Below are 18770 nucleotides of genomic sequence, written 5' to 3'. Positions count from 1 at the left end.
CCGCCCGGCTCCCCGTACCGCGGCCCCGCGCCACCCCCACGGGTGCGGGGCCGCCCACCGACCGAGAGGCAGCACACGCATGACCACCGCCCCGGCCGGGCGGACGGCACCGCGGGACCCGGGCGGGCCCGGCGCCGCCCGGACCGCCACCCGGACCGCCGCCGCCGCACGCCCGCACAGCCGGGCCCGGACCGCCCTGCTGTTCCTGGCCCCCTTCCTACTGCTGTTCACGGGCCTCTACCTGGCGCCGATCGGCTACACCGTGTACCAGAGCCTGTTCCGGCTGCGGCGCTCCGGCCTCGGCCTCTCGGCCCCCACCGAGGTGTTCGCCGGGCTGGGCAACTACGCCACCGCGCTGGGCGATCCGGAGTTCCGCGGCTCGCTGCTGCGGGTGCTGCTGATCGGCCTGGTCCAGGTGCCGCTGATGCTGCTGCTGGCGCTCGTGCTGGCGCTGCTCCTGGACGCGAAGTCGACGATGTTCAAGCGGTTCTTCCGGCTGGCGTTCTTCCTGCCGTACGCCCTGCCCGGGGTGGTCGGCGCGATCATGTGGTCGTACCTGGTCGCCCCCGGGCTCAGCCCGATCACGGCCGCGGCCGAACACCTCGGCCTGCACCTGAACCTGACCTCCGACGGCATGCTCGGCGCGACCATCGGCAACATGCTGACCTGGGGCTGGACCGGCTACAACATGCTGATCATCCACTCCGCCCTGCAGTCCGTCCCGGCCGAGCTGAGCGAGGCCGCCGTGATGGACGGCTGCTCCGCCTTCGGCATCGCCTGGCGGATCAAGGTGCCGATGATCCGTCCGGCCCTGGTGCTGACCACGGTGTTCTCCATCATCGGCACCGCCCAGCTGTACAACGAGCCGGCGATCCTGCACAACGTCGCCCCCAACCTGAGCAGCGGCTACACCCCCGTCTACGCCGCCTACAACGCCGTGGACGCCAACAACTTCAACCTCGCCGCGACCGAGTCCGTGGTGCTCGCGCTGCTGGCCCTGGTGCTGTCCTTCGGCTTCCTCAAGCTCGTCCAGCGCCGGGGAGACGCCCTGTGAACACCACCACCCGCTCCGCCCGGCCCGGCGCCGCCCGGCAGCCGGCCTCCCGCTGGCTCGTCCTCGGCGTGCTGCTGGTCGCCTCCGTCTACTTCCTCGCCCCGGTGTGGTGGCTGCTGGTCGCCTCCACCAAGACCAGCGCCGGCCTCTTCACCGGGAACGGCTTCTGGTTCGGCGACTTCGCCCTCTTCGACAACCTGACGCAGGTGTTCACCCGCCAGGACGGCGTCTACTGGGAGTGGCTGGGCAACAGCGCCCTCTACGCGCTGGGCGGCGCCGGCGTCAGCACCCTGATCTCCGCGATGGCGGGCTACGCGCTGGCCAAGTACCGGTTCCGCGGCCGGGAGCTGACCTTCAACGGGGTGCTCGCCGCCGTGCTCGTCCCGCAGCCGTTGCTGGCCGTCCCGCTCTACCTGATGTTCTCCGAACTCCACCTGGTGAACACCTACTGGGCGGTGCTGCTGCCGAGCATGGTCAGCCCGTTCGGCGTCTACCTCGCCCGGATCTACGCCGCCGCCTCGGTGCCCGACGAGCTCATCGAGGCCGGGCGGATCGACGGCGCCGGCGAGCTGCGGATCTTCGCCACCATCGCGCTGCGGGTGATGTCCCCGGCCCTGGTCACCGTCTTCCTGTTCCAGTTCGTCGCCATCTGGACCAACTACCTCCTGCCCGTCCTGATGCTGGCCGACGACCACCTCCAGCCGGTCACCGTCGGGGTCGTGGGCTGGCAGGCGCAGCGGGCGCTCGGCCCCGGCGCCGTGCCGCTCAACGTGGTGGTCACCGCCGCCATGGTCTCGGCCGTCCCGCTGGTCGTCCTGTTCCTGTCCCTGCAACGCTTCTGGCGCGCCGGCCTCACCGCCGGCAGCGTCAAATGAGGAGACCCGCGTGCCCGCGAGGTACCACCTGCGGTTCCAGCTCCACCCCGGCCCGGACGCCGCCGAACGGGCCGCCGAACTCGCCGCGTTCTGCCGGGAGTCGGGGGTCGACGAGGCCGTCCTGCTGCTCGGCGCCGAGGAACTGTACGCCGGGCACCCGGCCGGCCCGGCCGAGGACCGGCTGTACGAGACCGCCGCCACCGCGACCGCCGTCCTGCGCGAGGCCGGCCTCGACGTCAGCCTCAACCCCTGGGTGACCGCCGGGCACGCCGACCGGGGCCGGGCCGACCGGCTCGGCTTCGCCCCGATGGTCGGCCCGGCCGGTGACGTCGCCGCCGCCCAGGCCTCCTTCGCCTGCCCGCGCTTCCGCACCTGGATCACCGGGCACTACGCCCGCTTCGCCGACCTCGGGCTGCGGGTGCTGTGGCTGGAGGACGACTTCCGCTACCACAACCACGCGCCGCTGACCTGGGGCGGCGGCTTCGAACCGGCCATGCTGGAGCGGCTCGAAGCCCTCACGGGGGAGCGGGTGACCAGGGAGCGGGCGGTCGCCGCCGTGACCGCCCCCGGCACCCCCCACCCGTGGCGCGCCATGCTGCAACAGGTCTGGCGCACAGCGCAGCTGGAGGTCGCCGAGCTGATCGCGAAGGCCGTCGCCGAACGCTCGGACGGCCGTACCGAGCTCGGGCTGATGAGCTCCGAGCCTGGCGTCCACTCGGTCGAGGGCCGGGACTGGCCCGCCCTGTTCGACGCGCTCTCCATCGACGGCCGGGTCTCGCACCGCCCCCACTTCGCCCGCTACGGGGACGCGCCCGGCCGCGAACTCAGCTTCTCCCTCTGGATGCTGGAGGTCCAGCGGGCGCTGCGGCCGCGGCACGTGCGCAGCGAACCCGAGATCGAGAACTGGCCGCACACCGCCTGGTCCAAGTCCGACACCCAGACCTGGTCCGAGCTGGTCGCCGCCCAACTCGCCGGCTCGGACGCGATGTTCCTCAACGTCCACCCCATGCAGTCGGGCCGGGCCGGGCGGTTCCCGAAGGTCGCCGACCTGCTGCGCCGCTCCCGGCCCGCGCTCGACCACCTCGCCGCCCGGGCGCCGGGCCCGCCGCGCACCCACGGCGTGGCGCTGCCGGTGCGCCAGGACGCCGCGGCCCACGTCCGCACCCGCCGGGGCGGCGACCTCGCCGAACTGGCCGTGGACCCGGGCCCGGCGGCGGACTTCCTGCTCCGCCACGGCGTCCCGGTCACCGCCGAGGACGCCCCGGTCCGGGTCCTGTTCGGGCAGCTCGCCCGGGCCTTCGACGACGCCGAGCTGCGGCGGATGCTCGCCGGCGGCCTGCTGCTGGACGGCACCGCCGCGCACATACTCGCCGCCCGGGGCTTCGGCGAGCTGCTCGGGGTGAGCGTCGAGGAGCTCGTGGAGCGGGAGGCGGTCGGTGGGAGTGCCGGTGGGGGTGCCGGCGCGCCGGGCCCGTACGCGATGGAGCGGGTGCTGCCGGTGGCGGCCGCCGGGGAGAGCGCGGGCGCCTACCTGAGCGTCAACGTCCAGCCCGCCCTGGCCCGGCTGCGGCCGGCGGCGGGCGCCGAGACCTGGACCGAGATCCTCACCCCGGACCGGCGGGTCTGGGGCGCCGGACGGTGCGTCTTCACCAACGGGCTCGGCGGCCGGGTCGCGGTGCTGGCCGCCACCGCAGTGGAGCTGCTGCCGTACGGGGACGACGGCCGGGAGCTGCTGCACGCCATGGTCCGCCACCTGGAGGGCGACCGGCCGACCCTGCCCCTGGTCACCGGCGGCCCGCACCTGATGCCGCACCTGACCCGTACCGAGGACGGCTGGTGCCTCGCCGTGGCCAACGGCAGCGCCGACCCGGCCGAGCCGAGGGTGCACCTGCCCGGCGAGCCCGTCCGCACCGGGGGCACCCTGCTCAGTCCGCTGGCCGTGCCGGAGGCCGTCGCGGCCACGGTGGACGGCCGGACCGTCGGGTTCGACCGCAGCGTGCCGCACCGCGGCTGGCTGCTCCTCGACTGGCGCTGACCGGCGGCCTTTGCCTTGCGTAGGAATGATCGAACATGCGCACCCGTCAGGCGTAGTAGTCACGAGCAATCAAGTCTGCGCACAATGATGCAGAAATGCGCACCCGGAGGAGTCATCATGAGCTACGTCGAGCAGGAGATCGCCAGCCAGCCCGAGTGCTGGCGCCGGGCCCTGGACCTGGAGCCCGCCGGACTGCCCGAGCGGGGCGAGCGGGTCGCGGTGATCGGCTGCGGCACCTCGCTCTACATCGCGCAGGCCTACGCCGCGCTGCGCGAGACGGCCGGGCTGGGGGAGACCGACGCCTTCGCGGCCTCCGAGTACCCGGCCGACCGCCGCTACGACCGGCTGGTCGCCATCAGCCGCTCCGGCACGACCACCGAGGTGCTCGCCGCCCTCGCCCGGGCCGGGCACACCCCCGCCGTCGCACTCACCGGCGACCTCGACACCCCGATCACCACGGCCGCGGACACCGTGGTCGACCTGGAGTTCGCCGACGAGCGGTCGGTGGTGCAGACCCGCTTCGCCACCACCGCGCTCGCGCTGCTGCGCGGCCACCTCGGCCTCGCCCCGGCCGATCTGCCCGAGCAGGCGGCCCGGGCACTGGCCGGTCCGCTGCCCGAAGGAGCCGTCACCGCGGGCCAGTTCACCTTCGTCGGCACCGGGTGGACGGTCGGCCTGGCCAACGAGGCGGCGCTCAAGCTCCGCGAGGCCTCCGGCAGCTGGACCGAGTCCTACCCGGCGATGGAGTACCGGCACGGCCCGATCAGCATCGCCGCCCCCGGCCGGGTGGTGTGGTTCTTCGGCGCGCCGCCGGCCGGACTGGCCGACGAGGTCCGGTCCATCGGCGCCGTCACCTCGGTGACCACGCTCGACCCGCTGGCCGACCTGGTGCGCGCCCAGCGGCTGGCCGTGGCACTGGCCGAAGCCCACGGCCTGGACCCCGACCGGCCGCGCAACCTGACCCGCTCGATCGTGCTGGCCCAGCCGTGACCACCCCGGCCGCCGCCGCAACCGTGATCGCCCTCGACGTCGGAGGGACCGCCGTCAAGGGCGGCGCGGCCGGCGAGGACGGCGTCCTGCGCGACACCGACCACCGGCCGACCGGCGCCGAACGCGGCCCCGACGCCGTACTGGAGACCGTCCTGGCGGCGGCCCGCCGACTGGCCGAGCGACACCGTCCGGCGGCGGTCGGCATCGTGGTGCCCGGCATCGTCGACGAGGCCGCGGGGACGGCCGTCCTCGCGGCCAACCTCGGCTGGCGCCGACTCCCGGTCCGGGCCCGGCTGGCCGAGGAACTGGGACTGCCGGTCGCCCTCGGCCACGACGTCCGGGCCGGCGGGCTGGCCGAGGCCAGGATCGGAGCGGGCCGCGGCAGCCGGGACTTCCTGTTCGTCCCGGTCGGCACCGGCATCGCCGCGGCGGTCGTGTCGAACGGGCGGGCGGTGACCGGCAGCCACACCCGGGCCGGGGAACTCGGACACCTGGTGGTCCGTCCCGACGGCGACCCGTGCCCCTGCGGCGGCCGGGGCTGCCTGGAGACCGTCGCCTCCGCGGCCGCCATCGCCCGCCGCTACGCCGCCGCCACCGGGGAGGGCGGCGTCACCGCCGAGGACGTCGGCGAACGCGCGGCAGCCGGCGACCCGACCGCGGCCACCGTCTGGACCGAAGCCGTCGAAGCGCTCGCCGACGCCCTGACCACCGCCGTCACCCTGCTCGACCCCGAGCGGATCGTGATCGGCGGCGGCCTCGCCCGGGCCGGCGAGCGCTACCTCGCGCCCCTGCGCGCCGCGGTCGCCGGACGGCTCACCTTCCAACGGCCGCCGGAGATCGTCCCGGCCGAACTCGGCCACCGGGCCGGCTGCCAGGGTGCCGCCCTCCTCGCCCACGACCTGCTGCGCCGGAAGGCCGAGCGGTGATCCTCGCCGGCACGCCGAACGCCGTGCTCGTCCTGGCGACGGCCGGCCGGGCCGGAACGGCCGGCCGAGACGGTGGCCCGGTCCGACCCCTCCACCCTCTGAGGAGCCCCCGATGCCCCTGACCGGAACCGGCGCCATCGTCACCCCCGCGGCCGAGGCCACCCGCGGGGTCGGCGCCTTCAACGTCATCCAGCTCGAACACGCCCAGGCGATCGTGGCCGGCGCCGAGGCGGCCGGCTCCCCGGTGGTCCTGCAACTGAGCGAGAACGCCGTCCGCTACCACGGGGCACTCGCCCCGATAGCCGCCGCGGTGCTCGCCACCGCCCGTACCGCCGCCGTCCCGGTCGCGGTCCACCTCGACCACGCGACCTCGCCCGGGCTGGTCGCCGAGGCGGTCGGACTCGGCTTCGGCTCGGTCATGTTCGACGCCTCCGCGCTGCCCTACGGGGAGAACGTCCGGGTCACCGCCGCGGTCGTCGAACGCTGCCACGCGACGGGCGTGTGGGTCGAGGCCGAACTGGGCGAGGTCGGCGGCAAGGACGGCGTGCACGCCCCCGGCGCCCGGACCGACCCGGCCGAGGCGGCCGCCTTCGTCGCGTCCACCGGCGTCGACGCCCTCGCCGTCGCCGTCGGCACCTCCCACGCCATGCCCACCCGCGACGCCGTCCTCGACTTCGGCCTGATCGCCGAACTGCGCCGGACCGTCCCCGTCCCCCTGGTCCTGCACGGCTCCTCCGGCGTGGCCGACGCACACCTCACCCACGCCGTCGAGCACGGGATGACCAAGGTCAACATCGCCACCCAGCTGAACCGGGCCTTCACCGGGGCCGTCCGCCGCACCCTCGCCGCCGACCCGGCACTCGTCGACACCCGCCGCTACCTCGGCCCCGGCCGGACGGCGGTGGCCCAGGAGGTCACCCGACTCCTGCACGTCCTCAAGGCCCCGCCGGCCTGAGCCCGTCAGGTCGTGGGGGAGCCCGTCAGCCGAGGTAGATCGGGTCGGTGCCGAAGGTCCAGGCGCTTCCGGACCTCGCGTAGACCTGGATCGCGTCGGAGCCGGAGTCCTCGCCGTAGACGTAGTCGCACTGTCCGGGGGCGAGGTTGGGGGTGATGTGCCCCGAGGGGGTGATTTCGCGGCCGGTCTGTGCGTCCCTGATCCAGAAGTAGAAGCTGTTCGCGGAGCTCTGGTAGTTGCACAGCCGGGCGGAGACCCACGGGTTGCTGTCCTGGTCGTGCCAGCCCGTGATGTCCACGCCGTGCGCGGAGTTGGAGTCGGATCCGGTCGCGGCGGACGCGCTCGCCGCCGAGAGTCCGAGACCGGTGACGGTCAGCGCGGTCACCGCGAGGAGGGACGCGAGGCGGCGTGCGGGCTTGAACTGCATGGGCTTCCCCTTGTCGGTAGGTCGGGCGGTTCGGCATCCATCCTGGTCCCGGGGCGGTCGGGCGGCCACGACGTTCACCCGACGTTGACCCGACACTTCCGTCCCCGCTGGGGGAGGGCGGCCGTCGGCGTTCGGGGCCCGGCGCGGAGCGGTCAGGCGGGCTTGACGGTGGGGAAGCGGTCGGCGCCGAGGATCCAGCGGCCGCGGCGCATGACGGCGACCAGGTCGTAGGTGTCGGAGTCGACCACGACGAGGTCGGCGAGCTTGCCGGCCTCCAGGGAGCCGATGGAGTCGCTGAGGCCGAGCAGCCGGGCCGGGGTCGCCGACAGCGACTCGACGGCATCGGGCAGTGGCAACCTGCCCACGGTCACCGATCTTCGGAAGACCCGGTCGAGGGTGAGCGTCGATCCCGCGATGGAGCTGCCGTCCGGGAGCATCGCCACGCCGTCGGTGACCTGGACCTGGAGGGGGCCGAGGGGGTAGAGGCCGTCGCCCATGCCGGCGGCGCCCATGGCGTCGGTGATGAGGGCGACGCGGGTGGGGCCGGCGGTGCGGTAGGCGAGGTCGAGGACGGAGGGGTGGAGGTGGACGCCGTCGTTGATGAGTTCGACGGTGACGCGGTCGTCTTCGAGGAGGGCGACGATGGGGCCGGGGGCGCGGTGGGCGATGCCGGGCATGGCGTTGAAGAGGTGGGTGGCGACGGTGGCGCCGGCGTCGACGGCTTGGAGGGTGGTGGTGTAGTCGGAGTCGGTGTGGCCGACGGCGGCGATGACGCCGAGGTCGGCGAGCATGCGGACGGAGTCGAGGCCGCCGGGGAGTTCGGGGGCGAGGGTGAGCATGCGGGCGTGGCCGCGGGCGGCGTCGACGAGTTTGCGGACGAGGGCGGGGTCGGGGTCGCGCAGCAGGTCGGGGCGGTGGGCGCCGCAGCGGTTGTGGGAGATGAAGGGGCCCTCGAAGTGGATGCCGGCGAGGATGCCGTCCTCGACGAGTTCGGCGAGGACGGCGGCCTGGCGGGTGAGGTCGTCGATCTCGCCGGTGACGGTGGAGGCGACGGTGGTGGTGGTGCCGTGTTCGAGGTGGGTGCGGGCGGCGAGGAGGGCTTCCTCGGCGATGCCGGAGGTGTAGGAGGCGCCGCCGCCGCCGTGGACGTGCAGGTCGACGAAGCCGGGGACGACGGTGTACCCGGTGAGGTCGAGGTCGCCGGGTTCGGTGCCGCCGTCGCTCGTGGCGTTCGTGACGGCGGCGATCCGCTCGCCCTCGACGGACAGGCGGTCGCCCTCGACGACGCCGCCGGGCAGGACCAGGCGGGCGCCGACCAGGGCGATACGGTCCGTGACGGTCATGTTCCCGCTCCCCAGGATGCTCACTGTTGTGCGAATCCCGGGCATTCTAATCGCGAATGAGCAGATTGCCTCCGGTTCGGGTTCCGGCGCCGATTCCGGCTCCGACTCCGCTCCTCCGGTGGAGCACCCGGCTGTTGGGCCCGGCCGCCGGGCCTGACCTACACTCCGTCCATGCTCAAAGCTGATCGTGCCGCCCGGATCCTGTCGCACATCGCCGAGGCCGGGAGCGCGGACGTGCACGCGCTCTCCGAGCTGCTCGGCGTGTCGGGCGCGACCGTGCGCCGCGATCTGCAGGAACTGCACGAGCAGGGCCTGCTGCACCGTACCCACGGCGGTGCGGTGACCGGTTCGGTGAACCTCGAACTCCCGCTGCGGCACCGCAGCGGCAAGCAGCCGGACGAGAAGAAGCGGATCGCCCGGGCGGCGGCCGACCTGGTGCCGGAGGGCGCCGTGGTCGGCCTGACCGGCGGCACCACCGCCACGGAGCTGGCCCGGGTGCTGGCCGAGCGGGGCAACGTCACCGTGGTCACCAACGCCGTCAACATCGCGGCCGAGCTGATCGTGCGTCCCGAGATCCGCCTGGTCGTGATCGGCGGCATCGCCCGGACGGCGAGCTACGAGCTGGTCGGCCCGGCCGCGGAGAGCACGCTCCAGCGCTACCACCTCGACCTCGCCTTCATCGGCGTGGACGGTCTGACGGTCCGTCAGGGCTGCACCACCCACGACGAGATGGAGGCCCAGACCGACCGCGCCTTCCTGCGCAGCAGTGCCCGTACGGTCGTCCTCGCCGACCGGACCAAGGTCGGCCGGGTCACCTTCGCCTCGATCTGCCCGCTCGCCGACGTCCACGACCTGGTGACGGACGCCGGGCTCCCGGACGCCGAGGAGCGGGCCATCGCCGACTGCGGCGTCCGGGTCCGGCGGGCCTGAACCCGGCCGACGGGCGCGGGGGCGTGCGCCGCGTGGTGCCGTTCAGTCCGTCTGCGGGCGGGCCTCGGCGGTGGTCTTCAGGTCGTGCAGCCGGCCTTCGAGGCCCTGGCGGAGGATGCCGGTCGCCGCGGGGACGGCGGCGTCGACGCTCTACCGCTACTTCGCCGGCCGCGACGAGCTGATCACCGAACTCGTCCGGGGCGCCTACCGGAGCCTGGCCGACACCCTCGCCGACGCCGCCGCCGACGGTGCCGACCTCGCCGGGCTCGCCCGCGCCCTGCGCGGCCGGGCCCTGGCGGACCCCAGCGGTACTTCCTGGTCTACGGCACCCTCGTCCCCGGCTACCGCGCCCCCGAGACGCAGTTCGCCGCCCACCTGGCGGACCACCGGGACTGGGCCGGCGACCACCCCGCCGCACCCGCGGACCTGCACCGCTTCCTGCTCCTCTGGACCCGGCTGCACGGCGTCCTGTCCCTGGAGCTCGCCGGGCACTTCACCGGCATGGCCTTCCACCCCGAGCTGCTCTTCGAGGCCGAACCCGACAGCCTGCCGGCCCCCGGCCCTGATCACCCGAAGGGCGCCGGGCCGCCCGTGGGCCGTCGGGTCCGCCCGGCGTCCGGCAGGGGGAGCGGCACCGGGCCGGGATCGTCCGGGAACGGCTCGGGCGGCGGGAACGGCGGTATCGGCGGCGGTGCCGGATCGGGACCGCCCGGCCCCGGCGCGGGGTTCGGGTGGGGGACCGGCCGGGTGTCCGGGTCCGGGGGCATCGGGACGGTCATCGCGCACCTTCCTCGTCCGGGGACGTTGCGCGGATGCGTGTACCCGAAGGATCCGCCGTGAATCACCTGCCGCTCGCCCCCGGAGCCGTACGCCGGAGCGGCGGCCGCCACCGCCGGTGACCCGGCACCGAAACCGCCGCGGCCCACGGGGTTTGCGCCGCTGCCGTGGCGGTAGACGCGGGGCTGTGCACCGGGGCCCGGACGGGCGGCCGCGAGACCGTCCGTCACCCGCCCCTCATCGAACCAGGGAGGTTCCCGTGATCGTCCTCGGTGTCATCCTGCTCATCATCGGCTTCGTCACCGGCATCTCGATCCTCTGGACCATCGGGATCGTGCTGCTGCTCATCGGTGTGGTCCTGTGGGTGGTCGGCGCCCTCGGGCACGCCGTCGGCGGACGCCGCCACTACTACTGACCGATCCCCCTTCAGCAGTGCGACAGCACCGCTCAGCTCACCAGCGCACCGGCACGGCTCAGCGCAACAGCACGGCGAGCAGCTCGGCGACGGTCGGACCGGCGTCGGCCGGGTGCCGCAGCTGCTTGCCGTCGATCACGCTGTAGTGGTTGGCGCGGCCGCGCCGTTCGTGCGTCAGGTAGCCGGCCTCCTCCAGGTCGGCGATGATCCGCTGCACCGCGCGCTCGGTGAGGAGGCACTGGGCGGCGATGTCGCGCACCCGGATGCCGGGGTCGCGTGCGATCTGGACGAGTACGCGGGCGTGGTTCGTCAGGAAGGTCCACTGCCGCGCCGTCGCCGGGCCGGTTTCCACGCCGCAAGGATATGGCCGCCGGGGCGGGCCCGGGAAACCCCGTCCCGCGAAACCTCCGGCCCGCGAAGCCCCGACCTATGAGACCGGGACGGACGGGCCCGCACCCTCAGGGGCAGTCCTCGTGCAGCCCGCAGAGCCAGGCCAGTGCCTGGTGGGCGCCGAGCACGTAGGCGTGGTCCGTGCCCTGGGTCAGGGCCCGGCGCAGGCGTACGGCGGCGGCCTGGCACTCCGCCAGCAGCTGTGCCCGGCACGGTTCGGCGGTGCCGACCGCGGCCGTGGCGGTGACCGGCGCCGCGATCTGGGCCCCGGCGGCCCACCGGTAGGCCCCCAGCACGCCGTGCTCGAAGCCGGTCCACGGCCGGGGGCGTCGGTTGGCCGTGTCGATCGCGGCGAACACCTCGTCCAGCGGGCGCACGCCCACGGCCGGGATCGTCTCGTCACTGGTCATGTGCGCAACCTACGTCCGCCCGGTGCCGCCCGCCCCCGAGGACGGCGGCCCGGCGCGGTCCGGCGCCGGGGTGTTCCACCCGAGCGGCGGAGGGCTGGGGCCCGTCTTCGAACCCCCGCCTGCGGGGCGACGCTCCCCCAGCCTTCGGCCGGGAGGTACCCCCAGGGCACAAGCGCACCTCGCCGCGTTGTCGTCGGTCGCCGATGGCCCCCAGCCTGGCGGCCGGGAGGTGCCCCCACCGCATGGACTCTCCCCCAGCCTTCGGCCGGGAGGTGCCCCCATCCTCCGCCTTGCGATGCACGCACCCCAACGCCGCCCCGCCCGCCCTCCGGGCGGACGACGGGGGTTCGAAGACGGGCCCTCGACGGGGGAGCGGGGGCCGCCCGGTAGTCTGGCCGGGTCGTGCCCGGCCGGTGAGGCGGCCGGGCCGCGTGAACGGTGCGGGCCGGCGGCCCGCTGGTGGAGATCCCTGATGACTCGTCGTTTTGACTGCTCGGACCCGTCCGAGCGCGCAGCCGGGCTGCGCGAGGCCGTGGCCGCGGTGCGCCGTGGCGAACTCGTCGTGCTGCCGACGGACACGGTGTACGGAGTGGGCGCGGACGCCTTCGTACCGGAGGCGGTCGCCCGGCTGCTGGCGGCCAAGGGCCGGGGCCGCAACATGCCTTCGCCCGTCCTGGTCGGCTCCCCGGAGGGCCTGGACGAGCTGGTCGAGGTGACGGAGCGTACCCGGGCCCTGGTGGCCGCGTTCTGGCCGGGCGGGCTGACCGTGGTCGCCCGCCACCTGCCGTCGGTCGAGCTGGACCTCGGCGAGACCGGCGGAACGGTCGCCGTCCGGATGCCCGCGCACCCGGTCGCCGTCGAACTGCTCAACGCCACCGGTCCGTTGGCCGTCTCCAGCGCCAATCTGACCGGGAAGGACTCGCCGCAGGACTGCGACGCGGCTCAGGAGATGCTGGGCGACTCGGTGGCCGTCTACCTCGACGGTGGCCGGACCGAGGCCGCCGTGGGGTCCTCGATCGTGGACGTCACCGGCGAGGTGCCCGTCCTGCTGCGCGCGGGCGCGATCAGTGCCGAGCGGCTGCGCGAGGTCGTCCCGGACCTGCGCGAGCGCTGAGCCCCCGCCCCACAGCCAGCCCACCCCCCCCCGCCACCCGCCCGGTCGGGGCGCCGCACCGCGTGGCGCCCCGGTGGGCCGGGCGGCCGCCGCTAGGGTCGGCGATGGCTCGCGGGGGTGGGCCCTCCGCCGGGTGCGGGGGGTGTCGGCGACGCCGCCCGGGGGCGTCACCGGCTCCGCTGCGGAGGTTCCATGAGCGCCACGTCCACCGCGTCGCGTCGTACCCGGGCCAGGGTCCGCCGGGGCAGCACGCTGCTGCGCTGGCTGTTCACCACCGACCACAAGGTGATCGGGAACCTCTACCTGGCGACGGCGTTCGGCTTCTTCCTGGTCGGCGGGGTGCTGGCGCTCCTGATGCGCGCTCAACTGATGGGGCCCGACACGGGGTTCCTGTCGAACGAGCGCTTCAACCAGATGTTCACCATGCACGGCACGGTCATGCTGCTGCTGTTCGCCACCCCGACCTTCGCCGGGTTCGCCAACGCGATCATGCCGCTGCAGATCGGGGCGCCGGACGTCGCCTTCCCCCGGCTGAACGCCTTCACCTACTGGGCCTTCCTGCTCGGCGGGCTGACGGTGCTCAGCGGCTTCCTCACCACCCGGGGAGCGCCCGCCTTCGGCTGGTTCGCGTACGCGCCGCTGAACGGGCCGCTGTTCTCGCCGGGCGCGGGCGGGGACCTGTGGGCGTTCGGCCTGGTGGTGGCGGGCCTCGGCACCATCCTCGGCGCGGTCAACTTCATCACCACCATCACCTGTCTGCGGGCGCCCGGTATGACGCTGTTCCGGATGCCGGTCTTCACCTGGAACGTGCTGTTCACCTCCGTCATGGTGCTGCTGGCCTTCCCCGTGCTGACGGCCGCGCTGCTCTGTCTGGAGGCGGACCGGAAGTTCGGCGCGCACGCCTTCGACGCGGCGAACGGCGGGGCACTGCTCTGGCAGCACCTGTTCTGGTTCTTCGGCCATCCGGAGGTCTACATCGTCGCGCTGCCGTTCTTCGGCATCGTCAGCGAGATCATTCCGGTGTTCAGCCGCAAGCCCCTGTTCGGCTACTACGGGATGATCGGCGCGACCATCGCCATCACCGCGCTGTCCATGTCGGTGTGGGCGCACCACATGTTCGTCACCGGCCAGGTGCTGCTGCCCTTCTTCTCGCTGATGTCGTTCCTGATCGCCGTGCCGACCGGGGTGAAGTTCTTCAACTGGATCGGCACGATGTGGGACGGCTCGCTGTCCTTCGAGACCCCGATGCTGTGGTCGGTCGGCTTCCTGGTGACCTTCCTGTTCGGCGGGCTGAGCGGGGTGCTGCTGGCCGCGCCGCCGATCGACTTCCACGTCACCGACAGCTACTTCGTGGTGGCCCACCTCCACTACGTGCTGTTCGGCACGGTGGTGTTCGCGACCTTCGGCGGGTTCTACTTCTGGTGGCCGAAGCTGACCGGGAAGCTGCTCGACGAGCGGCTCGGGAAGGCGCACTTCTGGATCCTGTTCGTCGGGTTCCAGACCACCTTCCTGGTGATGCACTGGCTGGGCGCCCAGGGCATGCCGCGCCGCTACGCGACCTACCTGGCGGTGGACGGCTTCACCGCCCTCAATGTGTGCGCCTCGGCCGGCTCCTTCCTCCTCGGGGCCTCCAACCTGCCGTTCTTCTACAACGTCTGGAGGACCGCCAGGTACGGGGAGAAGGTCACCGAGGACGACCCGTGGGGCTGGGGCCGCTCGCTGGAGTGGGCCACCTCCTGTCCGCCGCCGCACCACAACTTCCGGGCGCTGCCCCGGATCCGCTCGGAGTCGCCGGCCTTCGACCTGCACCACCCGGAGGTGGAGAGGGAGGCGTCGTCGAGCGGGGCTCCCGGCCGTACCGGCGGGCGGGGGGCCGGGCGATGAAGGCGGAGGGGTGGCTGTTCGCCGGCATGGCGGCGTTCTTCGCGGTGACCGGGCTGGTCTACGGCTTCTGGGCGCGGGAGCCCGCCGGCAAGGCGATCCTGGCGGTGGCGTTCCTGATGTCGGGGCTGATCGCGCTGTTCTGGTTCGTCCAGCACCGGCGGCGCGGCGGCGGCCGGGCGCAGGACCGCGGGGACGCCGAGATCGCGGAGGCCGCGGGCCCGGTGGGGTTCTTCCCGGCCCGCAGCGGCTATCCGGCGCTGACGGCGGTCGGCGTGACGGTCCTCGCGCTCGGCCTGGTCTTCGCCCGGTGGCTGGTCGTCGTGGGTGCGCTGGTGCTCGGGTACGCGGTGTTCGGCTTCATCTTCCAGTACCGCGACCACGACGGCGGGTGAGCCGGCGGAGCAGCCGGCTGACCGGGCCGGTCCGGTCGGGCGGGGGAGGCTGGTCGGCCGGGGCGGCGGGGTGGGCGGGGGCGGTGAGGACGCCCGTGATGTGCGCCGACTCCGCTTCCGTGGAGGGGAGTTCGACCCGGTCGCGGTAGAACCAGGAGCTCGCGGCGGCGCGCACCCGCGAGCGCCGGGGCGCCCCGTCCGCCGCCGGGAGCGGGGCAGGCGAGGACCGGGCCAGCAGCACGAACCGCTCGTCCGCGGGCAGCGGGCGGTGGTGCCCGGTGAAGCCGCCGTCGTGGGACTGGTCGATCCGACCGGTCTCGTCGCCCTTCAGCAGCCGGTCGCGGTCCCTGGCCTGCAGGGCGAGGCAGAGCCGCCGGGTGAGTAGGAACGCCACGGGCGGCAGCACGATCAGGGCCGCCCGCAGGACGAGGGTGAGCACCTCGACCGTGAGGCCGAAGGTGTAGGCGATCACGTCGTTGCCGCCGGCGACCAGCAGCACCGCGTAGGCGGTGATCCCGGCGACGCCCAGCCCGGTGCGGGTGGGCTTGTTCCGCGGCCGGTCGCACAGGTGGTGCTCGCCGGTGTCGGGGTCGAGCCACCGCTCGGCGAAGGGGTAGGCGTAGAGCACCGCGAACAGCAGTCCGGGTACGACCAGGGCCGGGAGGAAGGCGTTCCAGGACACCGTGTGCCCGAACAGCCGGGTCTCGGTGCCCGGCATCAGCCGCAGGGCGCCCTCGATGAAGCCGATGTACCAGTCCGGCTGGGCGCCGGCCGCCACCACGTCGGGCCGGTAGGAGGCGTAGCGCCAGACCGGGTTGATCTCCGCGAGGAAGGCCGACAGCGCCATGACGCCGGCCACCGCGAAGGTCAGGCCCACCGTCCGGGTGAGGAACTGCGGGAAGAAGGGCATCCCGACGACGTTGCGGTTGGTGCGGCCGGGGGCCGCCCAGTGGGTGTGCTTCAGCACCACCACCAGCGTCAGATGGGCCCCGACCAGGGCGAGCAGCAGGCCGGGCACCAGGAGGACGTGCAGGCTGAACAGCCGGGGGACGATGTCGTGGCCGGGGAACTCGCCGCCGAAGGCGAAGAAGGTCAGATAGGTGCCGACCAGCGGCACCGAGAGCAGGACGCCCTCGGCGATCCTCAGCCCGGTGCCCGACAGGGTGTCGTCCGGCAGCGAGTAGCCGGAGAACCCCTCCAGCAGCGCGAGGTTGAACAGTGTCACCCCGATGACCCAGTTGAGCTCGCGCGGCCGGCGGAAGGCCCCGGTGAAGAACACCCGCAGCAGGTGCGCGCCGATCGCCGAGACGAACAGCAGCGCCGACCAGTGGTGGATCTGGCGGATCAGCAGGCCGCCCCGCACCTCGAAGCTGATGTGCAGCGTCGACGCGTACGCCTCGGACACCCGTACGCCGCGCAGCGGCAGGTAGGCGCCCTCGTAGACGACCTCGCTCATGCTCGGGTCGAAGAAGAAGGTCAGGTAGACGCCGGTCAGCAGCAGGACGACGAAGGCGTACAGGGCGAGTTCGCCCAGCAGGAAGGACCAGTGGTCCGGGAACACCTTGCGCAGCAGCTCCCGCCCCGCCTCCATGACCGGCAGCCGCTTGTCCAGACCGACCGCCGCGCGCTCGCCGGCCGACGGCTCGCGCCCGCCCGACGCTCTGGTTTCGTCCACGCCAGGCAACCTAGTGGGAGCCGCCGCGCGCGGAGCGGCACGAGCGCTGCCGTTCCCGTGGCGCGCGGCGGCAGATCACTCCGACGGCGGAACGGGTGCGGGAACGGGAACGGGAACGGGTACGGGCCCGCGGCGTCCGGCCGGCCGGCGGCGCTTCAGCGCGGGCGCGCGGCGGCGGGGGTGAGGTGGCGGGCCAGGGTGTCGAGGGCGGTGGAGACCTCGTGCAGCAGTCGCGGGTCCGGGGCGGTGCCGTCGGGGCCGGCGAGGGCCGCGGTGAGGGCGTCGTCGATGGTCGTGGAGCGGACTTCCGCGACCCGGGCGGACGGCTGGGCGGCGGCGCGGACGAGCCGGCGGCGGCGGTCCGCGGGGTCGGGTTCGGTGTCGACCGAGCCCGCCTCGACCAGGCGGGCGACGGCGGTGGAGACCTGACTCTGCGGCAGGCCGGTGCGGGCGGCGATCTCCCCGACGGTCGCCCCCGGGTGCGCGAGGACGTCGCCGAGGGTGACCAGGACCGGGCGGACGGAGCCGCGGGCCGCCGCCTCGGGCCGGTCCGGTTCGGGCATCGCCTGTTCGCCGATCTTCATCAGGGTCCGGCCCAGGAGGAACAGCTCTACTCCGTTCATGCCCGCAAGAGTACATCGAGATCGATGCATCTATCTTGATGTATCTACTTCGATGGATTATCGTCGTCATGCCGGGCGGGAAGCGCCGCCCGCGACCGACCGAGGGGGACCACACCATGACCACCAGCCCGACCGCAGCCACCGTCCGTACGCTCGCCGTCCCGGGCGCCACGCTGCACTACCGGGTCGAGGGCAGCGGACCGGTGCTGCTGCTGGCGCAGAGCGGCGAGGGCGACGCGGACCGCACCGTCGACCTCGTCCCGCACCTCGTCGACACCTTCACTGTGGTCACCTACGACCGCCGGGGCCTGTCCCGCAGCACCCTCGACCGGCCGGACGCCCCCGTCACCATGGCCGACCACGCCGACGACGTCGCCCGGCTGCTCGCCGAGGTGGCCGACGGGCCGGCGCTGATGGCCGGGTTCAGCATGGGCGCGGCCATCGGCCTCCAGGTCGCCGTGCGGTACCCGGGCGTGCTGGACACACTCATCGCCCACGAGCCCGTCGTGCCGAACCTGCTGCCGGCGGACGGACGGGCGGAGCACGTGGCCGAGCTGACGGAGATCCGGAAGGCCTACCTCGACGGGGGCGCGGCCGCCGCCTTCCCGGCGATCGCCCGGCACCTCGGGATCGACCCGGCGCACGACCGGACCGAGGAGGGCCTCACCCCGCAGCCCCTGACGCCCCGCCGGCTGGCGAACTTCGGGTTCTTCATCGGGACGGAGTTCCCGGCGGTCACGACGGACGGCCTCGCCCCGGCCGCGATCGCCCGGGCCGCCGCGACCGCCGGTGGCACCCGGATCGTCCCGGCCGTCGGTGCGAGCACCGGGCCGGCCGTCCACACCCGCCGCTGCGCGGTGGCGCTGGCGGAGCTGCTGGGCGCGGAGCCGGCCGTCCTCCCCGGCGGCCACAACGGGAACACCGCCTTCCCCCGGGCCACCGCGCGGACACTGAAGGCCGTCCTGGCGCGGTGACGGGAGCCGCCCGCATCAGGCGGGGGCGATGCGGCTCAGGCGTCGGCGGCCGGGCGGGCCAGCCACTCCTTCCAGGAGACCTCGTGGCCGATGAGGCAGGGCTGCCGGAACGGCCACTGCTCGGCGATCCAGCGCGGGACGAGGGCGTCCAGCGCCCGCTCCAGCTCGGTGCCGACCCGGTCGTCCACCACCCACCAGGAGATCTCGGCGTCCGAACCGGCCTTCTGGGGCGGGTCGATGTAGACGCAGCCGAGCAGGGCCGTCTCCGCCTCGTCGAACAGTGCGTAGTTGAACGACTCGTGGGCGGCGATCTCCCGCTCGTGCCGCACCAGGTCGTCGAGGTCGGCCTGGTAGGTCATGGTGGCCGACGGCCAGCCCCAGGCCTCGCCGTAGATGGACCAGAGTCGCTCCCGGGAGCCCATCACGGCCGGGTAGTCGAGCTCGGTGTCGGTCCCGGCGATGGGACGCAGGTGGTAGCCGCCCCCGGGGAGCGGCACATGGACGGGGTGGACGAAATCGGCAGGCAACCAGGTCATGATCCCCGAGGCTAGCCGAGCGGCGCTCCGGCCCGTCGGGATTAT

At 74.0% G+C, this 18770-nt stretch carries 19 protein-coding genes and 1 pseudogene; 13 read left to right on the top strand and 7 right to left on the bottom strand.

Annotated features, from left to right (window positions below; translation table 11 throughout):
• Positions 1–79 precede the first annotated feature (79 nt).
• The 6 genes from ACYP53_RS22295 to ACYP53_RS22270 all read left to right on the top strand — a co-directional run bounded on the left by ACYP53_RS22295 (position 80) and on the right by ACYP53_RS22270 (position 6835).
• Positions 80–1054 carry a carbohydrate ABC transporter permease gene (locus ACYP53_RS22295; protein ID WP_459648686.1) on the top strand — a complete coding sequence of 325 codons (975 nt, stop codon included), beginning with the start codon at positions 80–82 and terminating at the stop codon, positions 1052–1054.
• The gene (locus tag ACYP53_RS22290) at positions 1051–1929 is read left to right on the top strand and encodes a carbohydrate ABC transporter permease (RefSeq protein WP_459648685.1); all 879 of its coding nucleotides are present in this window, start codon (positions 1051–1053) and stop codon (positions 1927–1929) included. The genes ACYP53_RS22295 and ACYP53_RS22290 overlap by 4 nt, the downstream gene beginning before the upstream one ends.
• 10 nt (positions 1930–1939) lie before the next feature.
• The gene (locus tag ACYP53_RS22285) at positions 1940–3964 is read left to right on the top strand and encodes a hypothetical protein (protein WP_459648684.1); all 2025 of its coding nucleotides are present in this window, start codon (positions 1940–1942) and stop codon (positions 3962–3964) included.
• Positions 3965–4081: 117 nt separating this feature from the next.
• Positions 4082–4954 carry an SIS domain-containing protein gene (locus tag ACYP53_RS22280; protein ID WP_459648683.1) on the top strand — a complete coding sequence of 291 codons (873 nt, stop codon included), beginning with the start codon at positions 4082–4084 and terminating at the stop codon, positions 4952–4954.
• Positions 4951–5880 carry an ROK family protein gene (locus tag ACYP53_RS22275; RefSeq protein WP_459648682.1) on the top strand — a complete coding sequence of 310 codons (930 nt, stop codon included), beginning with the start codon at positions 4951–4953 and terminating at the stop codon, positions 5878–5880. The genes ACYP53_RS22280 and ACYP53_RS22275 overlap by 4 nt, the downstream gene beginning before the upstream one ends.
• Before the next feature lie 112 nt (positions 5881–5992).
• Positions 5993–6835 carry a class II fructose-bisphosphate aldolase gene (locus tag ACYP53_RS22270; protein ID WP_459648681.1) on the top strand — a complete coding sequence of 281 codons (843 nt, stop codon included), beginning with the start codon at positions 5993–5995 and terminating at the stop codon, positions 6833–6835.
• Between the two features lie 25 nt (positions 6836–6860).
• On the opposite strand, the gene ACYP53_RS22265 is transcribed toward ACYP53_RS22270, so the two are convergent.
• Both ACYP53_RS22265 and nagA read right to left on the bottom strand, forming a co-directional pair.
• Positions 6861–7262, bottom strand: coding sequence for a hypothetical protein (locus tag ACYP53_RS22265; RefSeq protein WP_189918537.1), 402 nt, complete (start codon positions 7260–7262; stop codon positions 6861–6863).
• Between the two features lie 152 nt (positions 7263–7414).
• On the bottom strand, positions 7415–8605 hold the full coding sequence (gene nagA / locus ACYP53_RS22260; RefSeq protein ID WP_459648680.1) for an N-acetylglucosamine-6-phosphate deacetylase: 1191 nt from the start codon (positions 8603–8605) through the stop codon (positions 7415–7417).
• Between the two features lie 171 nt (positions 8606–8776).
• Here nagA and ACYP53_RS22255 point away from each other — a divergent pair, with 171 nt between their 5' ends.
• The 3 genes and pseudogenes from ACYP53_RS22255 to ACYP53_RS22245 all read left to right on the top strand — a co-directional run bounded on the left by ACYP53_RS22255 (position 8777) and on the right by ACYP53_RS22245 (position 10727).
• Complete coding sequence (locus ACYP53_RS22255; protein WP_189921690.1) at positions 8777–9535, top strand: DeoR/GlpR family DNA-binding transcription regulator; 759 nt, start codon at positions 8777–8779, stop codon at positions 9533–9535.
• Positions 9536–9605: 70 nt separating this feature from the next.
• Positions 9606–10090: pseudogene (locus ACYP53_RS22250) on the top strand (TetR-like C-terminal domain-containing protein); the annotation flags it as partial.
• 481 nt (positions 10091–10571) lie between these two features.
• Positions 10572–10727: a DUF6131 family protein gene (locus tag ACYP53_RS22245; protein ID WP_189921688.1), complete on the top strand. Its 156-nt coding sequence runs from the start codon at positions 10572–10574 to the stop codon at positions 10725–10727.
• A 58-nt stretch (positions 10728–10785) separates the two neighbouring features.
• Here ACYP53_RS22245 and ACYP53_RS22240 read toward each other — a convergent pair whose 3' ends face one another.
• Both ACYP53_RS22240 and ACYP53_RS22235 read right to left on the bottom strand, forming a co-directional pair.
• Positions 10786–11079 carry a helix-turn-helix transcriptional regulator gene (locus tag ACYP53_RS22240; protein ID WP_189921686.1) on the bottom strand — a complete coding sequence of 98 codons (294 nt, stop codon included), beginning with the start codon at positions 11077–11079 and terminating at the stop codon, positions 10786–10788.
• A 106-nt stretch (positions 11080–11185) separates the two neighbouring features.
• Positions 11186–11527 (bottom strand): hypothetical protein, encoded by a 342-nt coding sequence (locus ACYP53_RS22235; RefSeq protein ID WP_189921684.1) that lies wholly within the window; start codon positions 11525–11527, stop codon positions 11186–11188.
• 472 nt (positions 11528–11999) lie between these two features.
• On the opposite strand from ACYP53_RS22235, the gene ACYP53_RS22230 reads away from it, so the two are divergent.
• The 3 genes from ACYP53_RS22230 to ctaF all read left to right on the top strand — a co-directional run bounded on the left by ACYP53_RS22230 (position 12000) and on the right by ctaF (position 14917).
• Positions 12000–12641, top strand: coding sequence for an L-threonylcarbamoyladenylate synthase (locus ACYP53_RS22230; RefSeq protein WP_189921682.1), 642 nt, complete (start codon positions 12000–12002; stop codon positions 12639–12641).
• Between the two features lie 192 nt (positions 12642–12833).
• Positions 12834–14525 carry an aa3-type cytochrome oxidase subunit I gene (gene ctaD, locus ACYP53_RS22225; protein WP_459648679.1) on the top strand — a complete coding sequence of 564 codons (1692 nt, stop codon included), beginning with the start codon at positions 12834–12836 and terminating at the stop codon, positions 14523–14525.
• Complete coding sequence (ctaF, locus tag ACYP53_RS22220) at positions 14522–14917, top strand: aa3-type cytochrome oxidase subunit IV (RefSeq protein ID WP_189921677.1); 396 nt, start codon at positions 14522–14524, stop codon at positions 14915–14917. Before ctaD ends, ctaF begins: the two co-directional genes overlap by 4 nt.
• Here the strand turns inward: ctaF and qcrB are convergent.
• On the bottom strand, positions 14883–16508 hold the full coding sequence (qcrB, locus tag ACYP53_RS22215) for a cytochrome bc1 complex cytochrome b subunit (protein WP_459649809.1): 1626 nt from the start codon (positions 16506–16508) through the stop codon (positions 14883–14885). The two genes, ctaF and qcrB, sit on opposite strands and share 35 nt — an antisense overlap.
• Before the next feature lie 239 nt (positions 16509–16747).
• A complete protein-coding gene (locus tag ACYP53_RS22210) occupies positions 16748–17215 on the bottom strand; it encodes a MarR family transcriptional regulator (RefSeq protein ID WP_459648678.1) in 468 nt (155 codons plus the stop codon).
• A 116-nt stretch (positions 17216–17331) separates the two neighbouring features.
• Between ACYP53_RS22210 and ACYP53_RS22205 the strand changes: the two genes are divergently transcribed.
• Positions 17332–18189, top strand: coding sequence for an alpha/beta fold hydrolase (locus ACYP53_RS22205; RefSeq protein ID WP_459648677.1), 858 nt, complete (start codon positions 17332–17334; stop codon positions 18187–18189).
• Positions 18190–18224: 35 nt separating this feature from the next.
• On the opposite strand, the gene ACYP53_RS22200 is transcribed toward ACYP53_RS22205, so the two are convergent.
• Entirely contained in the window at positions 18225–18725 is a 501-nt protein-coding gene (locus ACYP53_RS22200; RefSeq protein WP_459648676.1) for a GNAT family N-acetyltransferase, read from the bottom strand.
• Positions 18726–18770: the final 45 nt, after the last annotated feature.

The organism is Kitasatospora sp. Ki12, assembly GCF_054601375.1.
Note: the sequence above shows the minus strand (reverse complement) of the source record. Positions and strands in the feature narration are given on the sequence as shown.

Coding starts and splice junctions, on each gene's coding strand:
- ACYP53_RS22295 (WP_459648686.1), top strand. CDS start 80: ATGACCACCGCCCCGGCCGGGCGGACGGCACCGCGGGACCCGGGCGGG.
- ACYP53_RS22280 (WP_459648683.1), top strand. CDS start 4,082: ATGAGCTACGTCGAGCAGGAGATCGCCAGCCAGCCCGAGTGCTGGCGC.
- ACYP53_RS22270 (WP_459648681.1), top strand. CDS start 5,993: ATGCCCCTGACCGGAACCGGCGCCATCGTCACCCCCGCGGCCGAGGCC.
- ACYP53_RS22265 (WP_189918537.1), bottom strand. CDS start 7,262: ATGCAGTTCAAGCCCGCACGCCGCCTCGCGTCCCTCCTCGCGGTGACC.
- nagA (WP_459648680.1), bottom strand. CDS start 8,605: ATGACCGTCACGGACCGTATCGCCCTGGTCGGCGCCCGCCTGGTCCTG.
- ACYP53_RS22255 (WP_189921690.1), top strand. CDS start 8,777: ATGCTCAAAGCTGATCGTGCCGCCCGGATCCTGTCGCACATCGCCGAG.
- ACYP53_RS22235 (WP_189921684.1), bottom strand. CDS start 11,527: ATGACCAGTGACGAGACGATCCCGGCCGTGGGCGTGCGCCCGCTGGAC.
- ACYP53_RS22230 (WP_189921682.1), top strand. CDS start 12,000: ATGACTCGTCGTTTTGACTGCTCGGACCCGTCCGAGCGCGCAGCCGGG.
- ctaD (WP_459648679.1), top strand. CDS start 12,834: ATGAGCGCCACGTCCACCGCGTCGCGTCGTACCCGGGCCAGGGTCCGC.
- ctaF (WP_189921677.1), top strand. CDS start 14,522: ATGAAGGCGGAGGGGTGGCTGTTCGCCGGCATGGCGGCGTTCTTCGCG.
- qcrB (WP_459649809.1), bottom strand. CDS start 16,508: ATGGAGGCGGGGCGGGAGCTGCTGCGCAAGGTGTTCCCGGACCACTGG.
- ACYP53_RS22210 (WP_459648678.1), bottom strand. CDS start 17,215: ATGAACGGAGTAGAGCTGTTCCTCCTGGGCCGGACCCTGATGAAGATC.
- ACYP53_RS22205 (WP_459648677.1), top strand. CDS start 17,332: ATGACCACCAGCCCGACCGCAGCCACCGTCCGTACGCTCGCCGTCCCG.
- ACYP53_RS22200 (WP_459648676.1), bottom strand. CDS start 18,725: ATGACCTGGTTGCCTGCCGATTTCGTCCACCCCGTCCATGTGCCGCTC.